This is a genomic window from Pedobacter sp. 05L430 (genome assembly GCF_056397585.1).
The window spans coordinates 1-14,214 of record NZ_JBFTNT010000101.1 but is presented as its reverse complement, the minus strand read 5'-3'; the positions used below and the strand labels follow the sequence as shown (position 1 = coordinate 14,214).

Here is a 14,214-nt window from a genome sequence, read left to right as displayed (position 1 = left end):
GTATAAAATGATAGAAGACAGAGAAAGAAAAACCGGCAAGGAATTGCTGATGATCCTGATAAAGGCATTGATTTATTCGCTGTTGGTTTATTTTTATATCAACAAGCCGCAAATCTATGTTGAGTACCCACGTTTGGCAAGAATAACGAGTGGCTTTATGATCTTTCTGGGACCAAGTCTGGCAATCTCTATCATCAGATGGGTGGTTATTTATTGGTACATCAAAAAACATAAGTTTAAGAGCAACATTAAGGATAATTTCATTCTGGGTATTAACCGGATTGAGTCGATATTGAACACAGTGTTTTTTATGCTGGCATTAACCTCATTCTGGGATGTGAAATTACAGGATCTGGTATTTAGTATTTCTATTGTTGCAGCAGCATTGGCAGTTACATTCAAAGACTATGTTGCCAATATGATCAATGGTTTAATTATCATGTTTTCCGACAGGCTTTCATTAGGAGATCATATTAAGGTAGGGGATCATGAGGGTAAAATATTGGATATTACACTCATCAATATGATTTTGCAAAACGAAGATAGTGATATGGTAATTATCCCCAATTCGTTATAGATATCATCAGGATATCCTTGTTCCTCAATTTTTCCTTTATTCATCACAATCATCCGATCAGAAATGTGTTTTACAACTGCAAGATCGTGAGAGATAAAAATATAGGTAAGTCCAAATTCCTGCTGCAACTGGCGCAACAGATTCAATACCTGGGCCTGTACAGAAACATCCAGTGCAGATACCGATTCATCGCAAATAATAAATCGCGGTTGTAAGGCAAGTGCTCTGGCAATTACAATACGTTGGCGCTGACCGCCCGAAAACTCATGTGGATATCTGTTGAAATGTTCGGCTTTCAGATCAACACGTTCAAGTAGATTTAATATATGAGCCTTTCTTTTGGTGTCATTATCTAATACCTCATGTACCTGTAAAGGTTCCATTAAAGCATTGCCTATGGTAAGTCTTGGATTTAAAGAAGAGTATGGATCCTGAAAAATTATTTGTACATCTTTTCTCAATCCACGCAGGTCTCTTCTGTTAAGAGAGGTGATGTTGTTGCCATCAAAAATGATCTGTCCTGAGGTAGGCTCAACCAGCCTTAAGATACTACGGCCTAAGGTAGTTTTTCCACAGCCCGATTCACCTACAAGTCCAAGCGTTTCACCAGGAAAAACATCGAAGTTAATATGGTCAACTGCCTTTACATAATCAGTGGTTTTGCCAAACAAACCATTCCTTATGGGATACCAGGTACACAGGTCTTTAACCTCCAATAGCGGTTTTTGACCATATAGCTGAGCCCTTCTCTGTTCGATTTCAGAATCAGTATAACTATTTTGTGCCATTAGATGTGCAATCGCCTGATCCGAGTCTTCATTTAAAAAGTCGGCCACAACGGGTAACTTTTTTAGTAACCTATTCGGTGCAGGTCTGCAGGCAAGCAAACCTTTAGTATACGGATGTTGTGGGTGATGAAAAATCTGATCTGCCGATCCCTGTTCAACAATTTCACCCTTATACATAACGGCCACTTCATCTGCGATTTCGCTAATTACGGCCAGGTCATGAGATATGAATATCATGGCCATATCACGTTCCTGTTTAAGCTTTAGTAATAACTCCAGGATCGTTTTTTGAACCGTTACATCAAGAGCGGTTGTAGGTTCGTCTGCTATTAAAAGTTCCGGATTACAGCTAAGCGCCATGGCAATCATAACTCTTTGCTTTTGTCCTCCGGAAAGTTGATGGGGATAACTGTCAAATATATGTTCCGGACGCGGAAGCTGAACTTCCTTAAAAAGAGCTATGGTTTTGTTTTTTGCCGTATACTTATCAAGCTTTTGATGTAGTATAATCGCTTCTTCGACCTGGGCTCCGCAAGTAAAAACCGGATTTAAAGAAGTCATGGGCTCCTGAAAAATCATGGCAATTTTATTGCCTCTGTAGTCTCTGATTTCTTYGGGTGTTAAATTTAGCAGATCAATGTTGTCAAATTCCACTTCACCTCCAATCATTGTGCTTTGCGGATCATGGAGTCTCATAATAGAGAAGGAAGTTACAGATTTTCCTGATCCGGACTCTCCAACAATACCAAGTACTTTACCCTTGTCAATGGAGAAACTCACATTGTTAACTGCTTTAAGCCAGGATTTATCCTCTTTGTTTAGGAATTGTATGTCGAGGTTTTTAACGTTCAGCATCGATTTTACGGAACAAATTTTCTGTATGAAAATAATTGGCATCAATATAGGGATTTTATCGTCTAAATCCATCTGATTGTGTTATTTTTGCAAAATGGAAAGAGAAATCCTTGATACTAAGCGTAAAGCTTTAAAGATTAACTTAAACCCTAAAATTTACGGAACATTTGCAGAGATAGGTGCTGGACAGGAAGTGGCCCGTAATTTCTTCACCGCAGGTGCCGCGTCGGGTACGGTTGCAAAAACAATGTCGGCATACGACATGACATTTAGTGATGCAATTTATGGTGTTGAAGAGTCTGGCAGATATGTGAGCAAATCCAGACTATTGAAAATGTTAAACCATGAATTTGGTTTATTAACTGAAAGATTGAGCGGCGAAAAGTATGATGACAGAACTTTTTTCGCTTTTGCAGATACAGTAACTACACTTAACTACAACAAATCTAATGACCCGCATGGTTGGATAGGACTTCGCTTTCAATCAGAGCCAGGAGGGGAGCCCAACGAAATATTTTTTCATGTTCGTTTGCTTGATACTGATGCCGCTTTACAGCAAAACGTTTTGGGTATAATTGGTGTTAACCTTGTTTACGCAGCATTTTATTACAATCAGGACCGCAGGGCAATGATAGAGTCATTGGCAGATAATTTAACTGTTGGATCAGTCGAAATAGATCTTATTTCTGTGAACGGGCCAGTATTTAAAGGTGCGGATAACATCTTGTTAAATCTATATCTGATCGTTAAGGACTTCTCCGATGCAGCTATTTTTGACGCTCAGGGTCAGCCTTGTTTGCCTAAAGATTTGCTGTATAAAAAAGATATCATGATTCTGCGTACAAAGTATGCGCAAAAATCTCATCCAAATTTTAGCATGCTCAACAAAGCTGTTGATCAGTTTGTAAAGACAGAAAATGTAAAGGAAGACAACCTGAGTGTTCTTATAGAGGTATTGATGTCTAACTTATTGTCGACCGGCGATGACTTGCATGAAGTAGATTTGAGGGCCGTTGCAAAAAGAGCAGAAGAGATGTGTAAAACCGGAAATAAGGTAATCGTATCAAACTTTTCCAGACACAATAAACTAGCTAAATACCTGGATCGATGCAGGCCAAAAAGTGTAGGTATATCTACCAATATCAATAACCTGAAATTTGTATTTAACTCAAATAACTTTGGCGAAGATTACAGCAGCCTGTTGCTAAGTTATGTGAGCGATATGTTTAGCAAAAATGTAAAACTTTTTGCCTATCCATTCCTTGATAAGAAAACAAATGAAGTAGTTACTTCGGCAAATATGCCGGTAACTCCCGATGCCAAACCTTTGTTCGATTTTCTGATCCTAAATGGATATATTACAGATATTCAGGATTATAGCGACGATGATGTAAAAACAGTTTAAAAATTGTTTTTACAAAATATTACAAGTCTTTATAAGGGTTTTTAATTGCTATTCCCATTAGCCTGTCGGGATGTTCAATGGGTTTAAAACCGAATTGAGCATATAAGCCATGGGCATCCTGGGTTGCCAGCATATATCTTCTTAATCCCTGAAGGTCTTTATGGAAAAGCATTAGCGACATCAGCTTTTTTGATAAGCCTTGTCCTCTATATATTTCTTCAACATAAACATCAGCAAGGTATGCAAAAGTAGCCTTGTCTGTGATCCATCTGGCAAAGCCAATTTGTTTAGTGTCTTTGTAAATTCCAAAGCACAATGAGTTTTCTATGGATCTTTCAACAATGTCTAACGGAATATTCTCTGCCCAGTAAGATTGGGTGCTCAGATAATGATGAATAGCAATAGGATCTATTTTATTCTTATCATCTGAAAAGATAAAACCATGATCTTCAATTTCCATTAGTTCCTCATGTTTATGAATTGCAAAGGTTGTCCGAAATCCTCTTTTCTGCAAAGTGAAATCACAGCTTGCAGGTCATCAATGCTTTTGCTTTGTACACGAACCTGATCATCCATCATAGATGGCTGTACCTTTAGTCCGCTTGCTTTTATTTTTGCGACTATCTTCTTTGCAGTCTCTTTGTCTATGCCTTCCTTAACCGTAATTTCTTTACGGATCATGTTGCCTGATGCATATTGTTCTTTACCAAAATCCAGACTCTTAGCATCAAGATTCTGCTTTACCATCCTGGAAATAATAGCATCTTCAATTGCTTTTAAGCGCATATCATCCTCCGTAACTATGGTAATTACATTGGTTTTTTTATCGTGGTCAATGGTGCTTTTTGAAGTGCTGAAATCATAACGGTTAAGGATTTCCTTTTTTGCGTTGTTCATCGCATTATCAAATGTTTGAGCATCTACTTTGCTTACAATATCGAAAGTGGGCATGATTATAGCTTTATAGTAAAAAATATATTAGATTTAAGTAAATATTGATTTCTCTGTACAAAAAAACGAAATTATTATGAACCATTCATAAGCTGTTAAACTAAAACTTATAACATATGAAAACCAATAACTCAAAGGTGCAAAAAAAAGACTCAAAAAAGGCGGTTAAAAAAGAATTAGAAAAAAGTTTAAGAGAGAAATTTCTGGAAGCGGTAAAACATCTGGGACATGATGCAGAAAGAATAGGTAAGGATATTGAGATTGCCAGTAAGTTTGTTGCCAAAAAATTATCGAAGAAATTTAAGGATGTAAAAACAGTTGTAGAAAATAAAATTGACGAAGCAACTTCATCAAAAGAACCTATAGGCAAAAAGGTTGAAGAAGTAAAGAAAAGTACAGTTAAAGGAGCTAAAACTGCAAAAAAAGTAGTCAAAAAAGCGGTTGCAAAAGCAAGGCCAGTGGCCCAAAGTGTTAAAGTAGCTGCAATTGCAACAGAAGAAAAAGCAGCTAAAGCAATCTCTAAATCAGTAGAAGGTACTGTTGCTAAAGTAGCGGAAAAAACTGTACCAAAACCTGTTGCTAAAGCAGTAGCTAAAACTGCAGCTAAACCCGTAACTAAGGCGGCACCCGCAAAACCTGCTGCAAGTAAGACTCCTGTTAAAAAAGCCACAAAGCCTGCTGCACCAAAAACACCGCCCCAAAAGACTAAATAAGGCCGGTTAGATTAAGAGTTAAGTTTAAACCTATTAATTGAGTAATAATTAACAATTACTTAACAATAGAATTTGCAGTTTTGAGGACCAATAATATTTAATGAAAAAAAAGGCGCCGTTTCTAAACAGAGAGATCAGTTGGTTGTATTTTAACGAACGGGTTTTGCAAGAAGCTGCCGATGAAACCGTACCGCTCATAGAACGGATCAAGTTTTTATCTATCTTCTCGTCGAACCTTGAGGAATTTTATCGGGTAAGGGTAGCCACATTAAGCCGGTTATCTAACCTAAATGATAAGGCCAAAGCATTATTGGGCTTTAACCCTAAAAAGATTTTAAACGAGATAAAGAACATTGTTGTAAAGCAGGAGCGTAAGTTTGAGCAGCTTTTTCAGGCAACACTAATAAATGAATTAGCACAGAACAGGATCTTTATTTTAAACGAAACGCAACTTAACGTTGCACGTGGAGAATTTGTTCGCAACCATTTCAGAGACAGAATACTTTCAACTCTTGTTCCTATTATGATTGATCTGGATAAGCCCTTTCCGGAACTTAAAGATCGATATTTATATTTCTTTGTTCGGCTTTCAAAAAAAACATCAAAGAAAAGCGAGAAGTATGCACTAATAGAGCTGCCTCCGGATTTGCCAAGGTTCCTTGTTCTGCCTGAAACAAATGGACTTAAATTTATCATCCTGGCCGAGGATATAATTAAGTACTGTTTAGATGATATCTTCTATGTTTTTAATTATGATGTTATAGATGCATATTCTATTCAGCTCACCAGAGATGCGGAGCTGGATATAGATAAAAACATCAATGATAAATTTGTTGAAGACCTGAAAACCAGTCTGGATAAACGTAAAAAGGGTAAACCAATGCGCCTTCTTTACGATACTGAGATGCCGTTTGAGATGCTTACGGTTTTGATTTCTAAACTTAAGATAGAGGCCGAAAGTTTAATTCCCGGAAACAGATATCATAAATTCGGAGATTTTATTGCCTTTCCAAACGTAGGTTCTAAAGACCTGGAATATGCAAAAAATGCACCTTTGAAAGTAGCGGGTCTACACCGTACCGAAAGCATCTTTAATAAACTAAGCGAACGTGATTATCTGATCAATTTACCTTATCAGTCCTACGATTATATCATTCTGTTTTTACGTGAGGCCGCAATTGATCCTAAGGTAACAGAAATCAATATTACACTGTACCGATTGGCAGAAAACTCCAGAGTTGTAAATGCCCTGATAAATGCAGCTAAAAATGGTAAAAAGGTTCATTGCCTGGTTGAATTAAAAGCCAGGTTTGATGAGCAGGCAAACATATTCTGGACAAGCAAATTAGAAGAGGAAGGTGTACATGTTAATTACGGCTTAACGGATTATAAAGTGCACTCAAAAATCTGTCTGGTTAAAAGAATGGAGAAGGGGCGAGCCGTTTACTACGCCAATCTTGCTACCGGTAATTTTAACGAGAAAACAGCTAAGCTCTATTGCGATCACAGTATTTTTACCGCTAAAAAAGAAATTACACAGGATTTGCTTAAGCTTTTTAATGCCTTGAACAAGAGGATGGTCATAAAAGGATTTAAGCACCTGATCGTATCGCCACTCGAATCCAGAACCAAGATATATGGTTTGATAGATAGAGAGATTAAGTTTGCAAAGCAAGGCAAAACAGCCTACCTAATCTTAAAGGTAAATAGCCTTGCGGACGAAGGGATCGTAGAGAAACTTTACGAGGCGAGTAATGCAGGGGTAATTGTTAAACTTATTGTTCGCGGCATTTGCACGCTTGTTCCGGGCATAGAAGGCTTTAGTGAAAACATCACTGTTATAAGCATCATCGATAAGTTTCTGGAGCATGCCAGGGTATTCATATTTGGCAATAATAATAAAGAGGAAATGTTTCTTTCGTCTGCAGATCTGATGAGCAGGAACTTTGAACATAGGGTAGAAGTGGGCTTCCCGGTTTTAGATGAAGAAGTGCGACAGGAAATAAGAGATATCATTGAGTTTCAACTACAAGATAATGTAAAGGCCCGGGATATTACTCGCTTAAACAACAACAAATACCATAAAAACAGACTCACAACAAAAGTTAGGGCGCAGGTGCAAACCTATAATTACTTAAAAAATAAACACCAATAGAGCAATGTTAAGATACGCTGCAATAGATATAGGGTCAAACGCTGTAAGGTTACTGATAGCTGATATCTCAAAAACAGAAAAAGGCTATAGTTATAAAAAGAATACCCTGGTAAGGGTACCATTAAGGCTGGGAGATGATGCGTTTCTAGATCACAGGTTATCAGATCGTAAAGTAGAAGACCTTGTTAAAACAATGAGTGCTTTTAAAAATCTGATGGATGTTTATCACGTTTCAGAATATCTTGCTTGTGCTACATCTGCAATGCGCGAAGCGGAGAACGGAGCTGAGGTGATAAAAAGGATTAAAGAAGTTGCCGATCTTGATCTGGAAATTATTGAAGGCCAGCGAGAAGCAAACATCATTTACGCTAACCATATCGAAGAAAACCTGGATGCTAAAAAGAGCTATCTGTATATAGACGTAGGTGGAGGTAGTACTGAACTTTCGGTTTTTGTAAACAAAGAGCCGGTAGCGTCTAAATCTTTCGATATAGGTACTATCCGAATCCTCGACAACCAGGACAAGGACGAGACCTGGGAAGATATGCGGCTGTGGGTCAAAGAGAATACAAAAAACCTTAAAAATGTGGCAGGTATTGGAACTGGTGGAAACATCAATAAGTTGTTCAGAATGTCGGACGAAAAGGACGGGATGCCACTATCATTCCTGAAATTAAAAGGATTGTACAACCAACTGAACGGACATTCTTTAAAGGAAAGGATTAGCGTGTTTGGTCTTAATCCGGATAGGGCCGACGTAATTATTCCAGCCTGTGAAATCTACATTACTTTAATGAAGTGGACAGGCATTAAACAGATCTACGTACCTAAAGTTGGATTGGTAGATGGAATAATTAACCTGCTGATAGAAGAGAATTTATAAATAAACTAAGGCAAGGTATGCACCATGGTGACTTACCGATGCCGGTTTAGTTTTTTTGTAATCAAACAGTGCATGGTCGGTTATCTTAATTTCAACCTTTCCCAGTTCTTCCAGTTTTGTTGAGGCTATAGTGTGAATGTAATGCTCATCAAAATAGCTTTCAGTATAGTATAGCTCATTCTCATAAGAAACATTTCCGGTGGCTGTATCGTTGTGAATGATCAGGTTGCTGCATTGAAGTTTAAGCGGGGCAAACTCACGGAGTTTAGCCTCCCTTGAATATATTTTATAGGCCGATTCTTTCATACTCCATAGCAACCATATGATCATAGAAGGATGAATGCCGGAGGTGATCATAAATTGCTCCTCAGAGTTAAAGATCTTATCCAGATAACCCTTCCGTTTCCAGTTACTATCTATCGCGGCCTGTACAAGATCTACTATATCGTTGCCTATCATTTTGTTTTCAGTTTATCCTCAATGATTTCCATTGCAGCACTTACATTTAGCATTCGTTCCATCGATAGGTTGTCAATCTCGATATCAAACTCCTCTTCAACATCTAAAATTACATCAACCAGGTTTGCAGAATTGATCTTCAGGTCTTTAATGAAATCAGTGGTTTCATTTATTGAGGCTACTGCATCTTTATCTTGTGCATAGGTAGCAATAATAGGCGTAAGCCTCGCTATTAATTCTGCTCTGTCCATATTATTTAACGTATTTTTTTAAGATAATACAAGCATTTACATCTCCAAATCCAAAGCTTGCTTTAGCCACAATATTAACATTTGTGTTCAACAATTGTTGCGGAATTCTATTGAAATCTATCGCGTCGCTAATCTCTGGATTTAGATCTTCACAATTGATATTCGGGAATATAAAATCATGATGCAATTGTAAAATTGAAGCGACACATTCAATGCTTCCGGCGGCACTTAGGCAATGGCCGATTGTAGATTTTAAAGAGTTGATATAGGGGAAATCTGAACCTTTTCTATTCAAGGCGATACTCCAGTTCTGGATTTCTGTGGCGTCTTTAGAGGTTGCTGTAAGATGCCCGTTAATGGCATCTACTTCGCTGGCTTTAATGCCTGCATTTTGCAAGGCTCCTTTTATGCAGCGTTGAACAGCAATGCTATTTGGAGCTGTCATTGTTCCGGTGCCTCTTTGTCCGCCTGAATTGATATGGCCTCCTATTATTTCCCCATAAATTGTTGCATTTCGCTTTAGGGCACTATCCAGCGATTCCAAAACCATCGCTCCTGCACCGCTTCCAGGCACAAAGCCGCTTGCACTGGCACTCATTGGTCGCGATCCTTGTTCTGGAGACGAGTTGTGTTTGTAAGTGCAAACTTTCATTGCATCAAATCCGGCCCATATATAAGGCCCGCTGTCGCTTGTGCTGCCAGCGAGCATCTTTGTCGCCTGCCCGGTTTTAATTCGCTCATAAGCCATTAAAATGCTTTCTGCGCCGGTAATGCAGGCCGATGAGTTTGTGGTTGTCTGATTTCCCAATCCAAGCTTGCCGCCCAGGTAAGCGCTGATTCCGCTAGCCATCGTTTGCACCACTACAGTGCTGCCAAGTTTCCTGWGTTGCAGGTCATCAACTTTATAGATAGACTCTCTGAATTTATCAATACCCGAAGTGCCGGTTCCAAATATTGTTCCGCAGTCCCAATCAGGTTCATCACCTTCAGTAATGGTTAAGCCTGCATCTTTCCAGGCATCCATACCGGCAATAACGCCATACAGGATGCCTGTACTGTTAAAATTCCTTAGTTCTAAGGCTGTAAAATATTGCGCAATAAAATCATCAGACAGTTCAGGTTTACCAGCTATCTGACAAGAAAACTGCAGTTGTTCTAACTGAGGATCGTGTTTAATACCCGAAGTACCGTTTTTTATGGCATCGGTAAATGCAGTTAAGCCAACTCCATTTGGGGCAACAACACCTAATCCTGTTACAACAACTCTGTTATCCATTCATTTTATTGGTTACCATTCCGGCTATTGTGCCTTTGCATACCACTTCATGCTGATCATTTAGCATTTGTACAGTACAGTTTAGTTTTTTAAAGCGGAAATACACCTTTTCTGCAACAACCTTTACTTTTTCTCCCGGGAATACCGGTTTCATAAAATCAATAGCAGTAGAAGTTAGCATTACATGTCCCGGTACACCACCTTCAGCACTTCCTGTAAGGTATATCCCCAAACAAACCAAACCAATTTGAGCCATTGTTTCAGTTAAAATTACACCGGGTGTAACCGGATGATCTTTAAAGTGACCTTTGTAAAAGTCAAGATCTTTATCAAATGTGAAAGTTCCGCTTGATCCGTTTTCATCAATATGAAGTATTTCATCTACAAATAAAAACGGTTTGGAGTAAGGCAAGTGGGCCAAAATTTCTTCTTTATTCATGTTATGTTTATATCTTTTTTATTTTCGTCTTGTCATCTCGAACGCAGAGAGATCTCTTGTTTATGATTGCGATTTCAAGAGAGATCTCTCTGCGTTCGAGATGACGCAAAACTAACTTTAAATCACCATTTCAACAATATTCTTTGCGCAGAAAACCCCGGGCCAAAGCTTAACATCAGCCCCAAATCTCCGGCCTTTTGCTCACCCTCTATAAAGCGTTCTAAAACGTACATAACCGTGGCGCTCGACATATTTCCAAACAATCTTAAAACCGCTTTAGTATCTTCTATATTCTTATCTAATTTACCAAATAAGTCATCAACAAGCTGAACAATTTTTTTTCCCCCCGGATGAAAGATCAGATGATCGATATCATCTATCGTTAACTCGTGTTTCGCTAAAAACGGATGGATTATATCAGGGAAATGACTTTCTATCGTATCAGGCACTGCAACATCCAAAACCATTTGCAAACCACTGTTTACCAGTTTAAAACCCATCATCTGTTCTGCATTGTAGAAGTGATACATTTCATCCKCAATAATTTCCGGACCCTCATCATCAGAATGAGATGACAGTAACGCACAAGCCACGCCATCACCAAAAATTGCCGCGCTAACAATGTTGGCCATAGAAAAATCATTTACCTGAAATGTTGCTGTAGGCGATTCGTATGCCACAACAGCAGCCCGTTTCCCAGGATTGGCTTTCAGAAAATTATTGGCGTATATCATGCCCGAAACACCAGCCGCACATCCCATTTCCGTAACCGGTAAGCGAACGATATCTTGTTTCAGATTTAAGGTATTGATGAGGTATGCATCTAACGAAGGAATCATGATACCCGTGCAGCTCACTGTAATTATATAATCCAGATCTTCAGGTAACCATGTCGCTTTTTTCAAAGCTTTTTTTAAGCATTCGGTAGCAAGGTTTATGCCCTCTCTTACATAAATGTTATTCCTTTCTTCAAAAGTCAGGTTGCTGAATACTTCTTCAGGCGACATGATTGAATAGCGCTGGTCAACGCCTGCGTTTTCAAATATCTTTTTTACTTTTCTAATGAAACGTTCATCTTGTCCGCTTAACCAAGAATCTAAAAAAGGTATAATTTCTTCAGTTTTTCTTGAATACCGGGGCAGCAGCTTAGCAATGGTTTTGATCTTTACGCTCATAAATGGTTTTTGTTAATTGGAAGTTGGAATTATCCATTGATAACGAAATGCCCATTTCCATTTTACCGTATATTTTTTAAAGTCCAGTTCCCTGGAATAAGATTGGAGGTCGGCCTTTTTAAAACCCCTAAGTATCGAAACCAATCCATCATCTTTAGACATTTTATTGAGCCTGAAAACAAAGCATATCGCCAAAAACAGGTAATAAGCAATAGCACTTCTATGTAAATCGTTAACCACAATACCCATCTCTGCCTGATTTCTAAAACCGTTCATCAGTTTCAGTATTTCCGAATCTTTGAAATGGTGAAGGGTTAATGTACAAAGGATAACATCGTAAGAGCTTTGTTGTTCAATTTCATTGAAAATATCTGTACATACGTAGCTAATGTTTGGGTAGTTTTTGGATAACTGCTGCGCATAGCCAATGGTATAATTGTTGGCATCAATTCCAATTAGTTTAAACTTTAAATTATTTTTAGCAGCATAATCTGCAAGGGTTCTCAGCATATCACCATTCCCACAACCTACATCTAAAATGCTAATCTCTTTTGCGGTATTATTGCTAAAAGTCCCGGTGTTTTTTATTAAGGTTGTTACGCCCTGCAAGGTTACTTTGTTTCCGCCCAGCAACCTGTTTATGCTTGCAATTTTGTCTAAAGCGTCTCTTAGTATTTCTCCTTCCATAGAGAAATTATCCATTATTTCAGGTGCTTCGCTTCTTCGACTGGTGTTTACAAGCATTTAAATAATTGGTTTTCCGTGAGTCTTTTTAATAATTTGAGGTAATATAGAAGGGAATTTAATCAATAGATTTAACAATGGAGCGAAGAGTTTTCCTTTTCTTATAATCCCCGACAGAAGTTTCCCCACGGTCAGTCTATTTTTGAAATTCAGGTTCCATACTTTTTCATATTTTTCTTCTAATAGATTTCTTGATGAGATATTGCCATTCAAAAATTGAATGGTTAATTCTGCACAAAGTTTGGCGCTGTGGATGGCCATCGCCATTCCGTTTCCACACAAAGGATGGATTAAACCTGCGGTATCTCCAACCATTAAAATATGGTTATAAACAGACTCTTTTTTCTCGAAAGAAATCTGACTTATGGTTAGCGGTTGATCAAATAATGGAATGCAGTTTTCAAATACTTCTTTTAAATGAGGGTTTTTGTAAAGTACTTGTTTTTGAAAATCTGTAATGTTTTTATGCGCTTTAAAGCTTTGGTAATCTGTTAGGTAACAGATGTTAATGCGGTCGTTTTCAACTTTAGAAACGCCACAATACCCTCCTTTAAAATTATGAAGTGCAACCAGATCATCCGGAAAATCGCCCTTGTAGTGTGCTTTTACTGCGAGCCACGGCGATTTTTTTTGAATAAATCCCCGTTCCATTTTTTGATCTAATGATGATCTTTTTCCAAAAGCGCCAATTGCAATTTTTGCGTTAAGCAAACCAGTTTTGGCTGTGCTAATGCTAAATACATCATCCTTGAAATCAATAGCGGTTACAGTATCATTTATGAAAGTGCATCCATTTTGCAACGCCTTTTGGTAAAGAAAATGATCAAGTGCAAAGCGGCTAATTCCAAAACCGCCGAGCGGCAATTCTGTGTTTATTGTTTTGCCATTGGCAGAAGAAATAGACAATCGGGTAATTTCTGTTGGATTTAGCCCGGCCGGGTCAGCATCAAGCCATTTCAAATACGGAATAACCTCATTTGAAATGTATTCGCCGCAAACCCTATGCTGCGGGTAATGGTTTTTTTCTACTAGGGTAACGCCAAATCCGGACTTTAGTAAATGTATTGCACAGGTTAATCCAGCTAAGCCACCACCAACTATAATTATGTCATTTTTTTCTGATTTCACAGCAGGTAACGAACTTAGTGATTACATAACAGTATAAAACTCGTTATTGTTCGTTAAAAGTCATAGTGAATTTATGAGCCGATTATTTTTACTAATCGGCTCATAAATTCACTATATTTGAGCCGATTAGTAAAAATAATTGGCTCATGAAATATAATTGGGAACTACCGGAGTGGCCAGATTTTAAGATTCAGCTTAATAAAAGCGAGGCTATGTTATACGCCTTTACACTGGAAACAGGTGAAGTGAACGGCATATTACAAACTTTGCCACCAGACATTCAGCAAGAAGCATTGTTGCAGATTATGATATCAGAAGCGGTGAAGACTTCTGAAATTGAAGGCGAGTTTTTAAGCCGACAGGAAATTATGTCCTCCATTCGTAATAATCTTGGACTTAATATTCCATCTGATGT

Annotated in this window: 16 protein-coding genes; 6 read left to right on the top strand and 10 right to left on the bottom strand. The window is 38.2% G+C overall.

Annotated elements, in window-relative coordinates; genetic code table 11:
* Positions 1–577, top strand: a 577-nt coding sequence (locus AC1DG9_RS14605) for a mechanosensitive ion channel domain-containing protein (RefSeq protein ID WP_477634795.1), incomplete at its 5' end; no start/stop codon positions are given.
* Here AC1DG9_RS14605 and AC1DG9_RS14600 read toward each other — a convergent pair.
* Positions 487–2,220 (bottom strand): ABC transporter ATP-binding protein, encoded by a 1,734-nt coding sequence (locus AC1DG9_RS14600; RefSeq protein ID WP_477634794.1) that lies wholly within the window; start codon positions 2,218–2,220, stop codon positions 487–489. The two genes, AC1DG9_RS14605 and AC1DG9_RS14600, sit on opposite strands and share 91 nt — an antisense overlap.
* A gap of 94 nt (positions 2,221–2,314) precedes the next feature.
* Here AC1DG9_RS14600 and AC1DG9_RS14595 point away from each other — a divergent pair, with 94 nt between their 5' ends.
* The gene (locus AC1DG9_RS14595) at positions 2,315–3,625 is read left to right on the top strand and encodes a nicotinamide mononucleotide adenylyltransferase (protein ID WP_172663752.1); all 1,311 of its coding nucleotides are present in this window, start codon (positions 2,315–2,317) and stop codon (positions 3,623–3,625) included.
* Between the two features lie 19 nt (positions 3,626–3,644).
* Here the strand turns inward: AC1DG9_RS14595 and AC1DG9_RS14590 are convergent, their stop codons facing one another.
* Together AC1DG9_RS14590 and AC1DG9_RS14585 are read right to left on the bottom strand one after the other, a co-directional pair.
* Positions 3,645–4,085 carry a GNAT family N-acetyltransferase gene (locus tag AC1DG9_RS14590; protein ID WP_172663751.1) on the bottom strand — a complete coding sequence of 147 codons (441 nt, stop codon included), beginning with the start codon at positions 4,083–4,085 and terminating at the stop codon, positions 3,645–3,647.
* The gene (locus AC1DG9_RS14585; protein ID WP_172663750.1) at positions 4,085–4,576 is read right to left on the bottom strand and encodes a YajQ family cyclic di-GMP-binding protein; all 492 of its coding nucleotides are present in this window, start codon (positions 4,574–4,576) and stop codon (positions 4,085–4,087) included. The genes AC1DG9_RS14590 and AC1DG9_RS14585 overlap by 1 nt, the downstream gene beginning before the upstream one ends.
* Before the next feature lie 116 nt (positions 4,577–4,692).
* On the opposite strand from AC1DG9_RS14585, the gene AC1DG9_RS14580 reads away from it, so the two are divergent.
* The 3 genes from AC1DG9_RS14580 to AC1DG9_RS14570 all read left to right on the top strand — a co-directional run bounded on the left by AC1DG9_RS14580 (position 4,693) and on the right by AC1DG9_RS14570 (position 8,327).
* The gene (locus tag AC1DG9_RS14580) at positions 4,693–5,289 is read left to right on the top strand and encodes a hypothetical protein (protein ID WP_337715114.1); all 597 of its coding nucleotides are present in this window, start codon (positions 4,693–4,695) and stop codon (positions 5,287–5,289) included.
* 100 nt (positions 5,290–5,389) lie between these two features.
* The gene (gene ppk1, locus AC1DG9_RS14575; protein ID WP_172663748.1) at positions 5,390–7,444 is read left to right on the top strand and encodes a polyphosphate kinase 1; all 2,055 of its coding nucleotides are present in this window, start codon (positions 5,390–5,392) and stop codon (positions 7,442–7,444) included.
* A gap of 4 nt (positions 7,445–7,448) precedes the next feature.
* Positions 7,449–8,327 carry a Ppx/GppA phosphatase family protein gene (locus AC1DG9_RS14570; RefSeq protein WP_048904584.1) on the top strand — a complete coding sequence of 293 codons (879 nt, stop codon included), beginning with the start codon at positions 7,449–7,451 and terminating at the stop codon, positions 8,325–8,327.
* Here the strand turns inward: AC1DG9_RS14570 and AC1DG9_RS14565 are convergent.
* The 7 genes from AC1DG9_RS14565 to AC1DG9_RS14535 form a co-directional block, all read right to left on the bottom strand.
* Positions 8,322–8,786 carry a 4'-phosphopantetheinyl transferase family protein gene (locus tag AC1DG9_RS14565; protein ID WP_288880498.1) on the bottom strand — a complete coding sequence of 155 codons (465 nt, stop codon included), beginning with the start codon at positions 8,784–8,786 and terminating at the stop codon, positions 8,322–8,324. The genes AC1DG9_RS14570 and AC1DG9_RS14565 overlap by 6 nt on opposite strands.
* Positions 8,783–9,037 carry an acyl carrier protein gene (locus AC1DG9_RS14560; RefSeq protein ID WP_172663746.1) on the bottom strand — a complete coding sequence of 85 codons (255 nt, stop codon included), beginning with the start codon at positions 9,035–9,037 and terminating at the stop codon, positions 8,783–8,785. The genes AC1DG9_RS14565 and AC1DG9_RS14560 overlap by 4 nt, the downstream gene beginning before the upstream one ends.
* Before the next feature lies 1 nt (position 9,038).
* A complete protein-coding gene (locus AC1DG9_RS14555) occupies positions 9,039–10,313 on the bottom strand; it encodes a beta-ketoacyl-[acyl-carrier-protein] synthase family protein (protein WP_477634793.1) in 1,275 nt (424 codons plus the stop codon).
* Positions 10,306–10,752 carry a 3-hydroxyacyl-ACP dehydratase FabZ family protein gene (locus AC1DG9_RS14550; protein ID WP_172663744.1) on the bottom strand — a complete coding sequence of 149 codons (447 nt, stop codon included), beginning with the start codon at positions 10,750–10,752 and terminating at the stop codon, positions 10,306–10,308. Before AC1DG9_RS14550 ends, AC1DG9_RS14555 begins: the two co-directional genes overlap by 8 nt.
* 122 nt (positions 10,753–10,874) lie before the next feature.
* On the bottom strand, positions 10,875–11,927 hold the full coding sequence (locus tag AC1DG9_RS14545; RefSeq protein ID WP_477634792.1) for a type III polyketide synthase: 1,053 nt from the start codon (positions 11,925–11,927) through the stop codon (positions 10,875–10,877).
* Between the two features lie 12 nt (positions 11,928–11,939).
* Complete coding sequence (locus AC1DG9_RS14540; RefSeq protein ID WP_337715110.1) at positions 11,940–12,671, bottom strand: methyltransferase domain-containing protein; 732 nt, start codon at positions 12,669–12,671, stop codon at positions 11,940–11,942.
* Positions 12,672–13,799 (bottom strand): NAD(P)/FAD-dependent oxidoreductase, encoded by a 1,128-nt coding sequence (locus AC1DG9_RS14535; RefSeq protein ID WP_337715108.1) that lies wholly within the window; start codon positions 13,797–13,799, stop codon positions 12,672–12,674. It abuts the gene before it with no gap.
* Between the two features lie 146 nt (positions 13,800–13,945).
* Here AC1DG9_RS14535 and AC1DG9_RS14530 point away from each other — a divergent pair.
* On the top strand, positions 13,946–14,214 hold a 269-nt coding region (locus AC1DG9_RS14530; RefSeq protein ID WP_477634791.1), incomplete at its 3' end, for a DUF4172 domain-containing protein.

Bases quoted from the DNA above. Each gene is read 5' to 3' on its own strand.
- AC1DG9_RS14595 (WP_172663752.1), top strand. From the start codon at position 2,315: ATGGAAAGAGAAATCCTTGATACTAAGCGTAAAGCTTTAAAGATTAAC.
- AC1DG9_RS14590 (WP_172663751.1), bottom strand. From the start codon at position 4,085: ATGGAAATTGAAGATCATGGTTTTATCTTTTCAGATGATAAGAATAAA.
- AC1DG9_RS14585 (WP_172663750.1), bottom strand. From the start codon at position 4,576: ATGCCCACTTTCGATATTGTAAGCAAAGTAGATGCTCAAACATTTGAT.
- AC1DG9_RS14580 (WP_337715114.1), top strand. From the start codon at position 4,693: ATGAAAACCAATAACTCAAAGGTGCAAAAAAAAGACTCAAAAAAGGCG.
- ppk1 (WP_172663748.1), top strand. From the start codon at position 5,390: ATGAAAAAAAAGGCGCCGTTTCTAAACAGAGAGATCAGTTGGTTGTAT.
- AC1DG9_RS14570 (WP_048904584.1), top strand. From the start codon at position 7,449: ATGTTAAGATACGCTGCAATAGATATAGGGTCAAACGCTGTAAGGTTA.
- AC1DG9_RS14565 (WP_288880498.1), bottom strand. From the start codon at position 8,786: ATGATAGGCAACGATATAGTAGATCTTGTACAGGCCGCGATAGATAGT.
- AC1DG9_RS14560 (WP_172663746.1), bottom strand. From the start codon at position 9,037: ATGGACAGAGCAGAATTAATAGCGAGGCTTACGCCTATTATTGCTACC.
- AC1DG9_RS14550 (WP_172663744.1), bottom strand. From the start codon at position 10,752: ATGAATAAAGAAGAAATTTTGGCCCACTTGCCTTACTCCAAACCGTTT.
- AC1DG9_RS14540 (WP_337715110.1), bottom strand. From the start codon at position 12,671: ATGCTTGTAAACACCAGTCGAAGAAGCGAAGCACCTGAAATAATGGAT.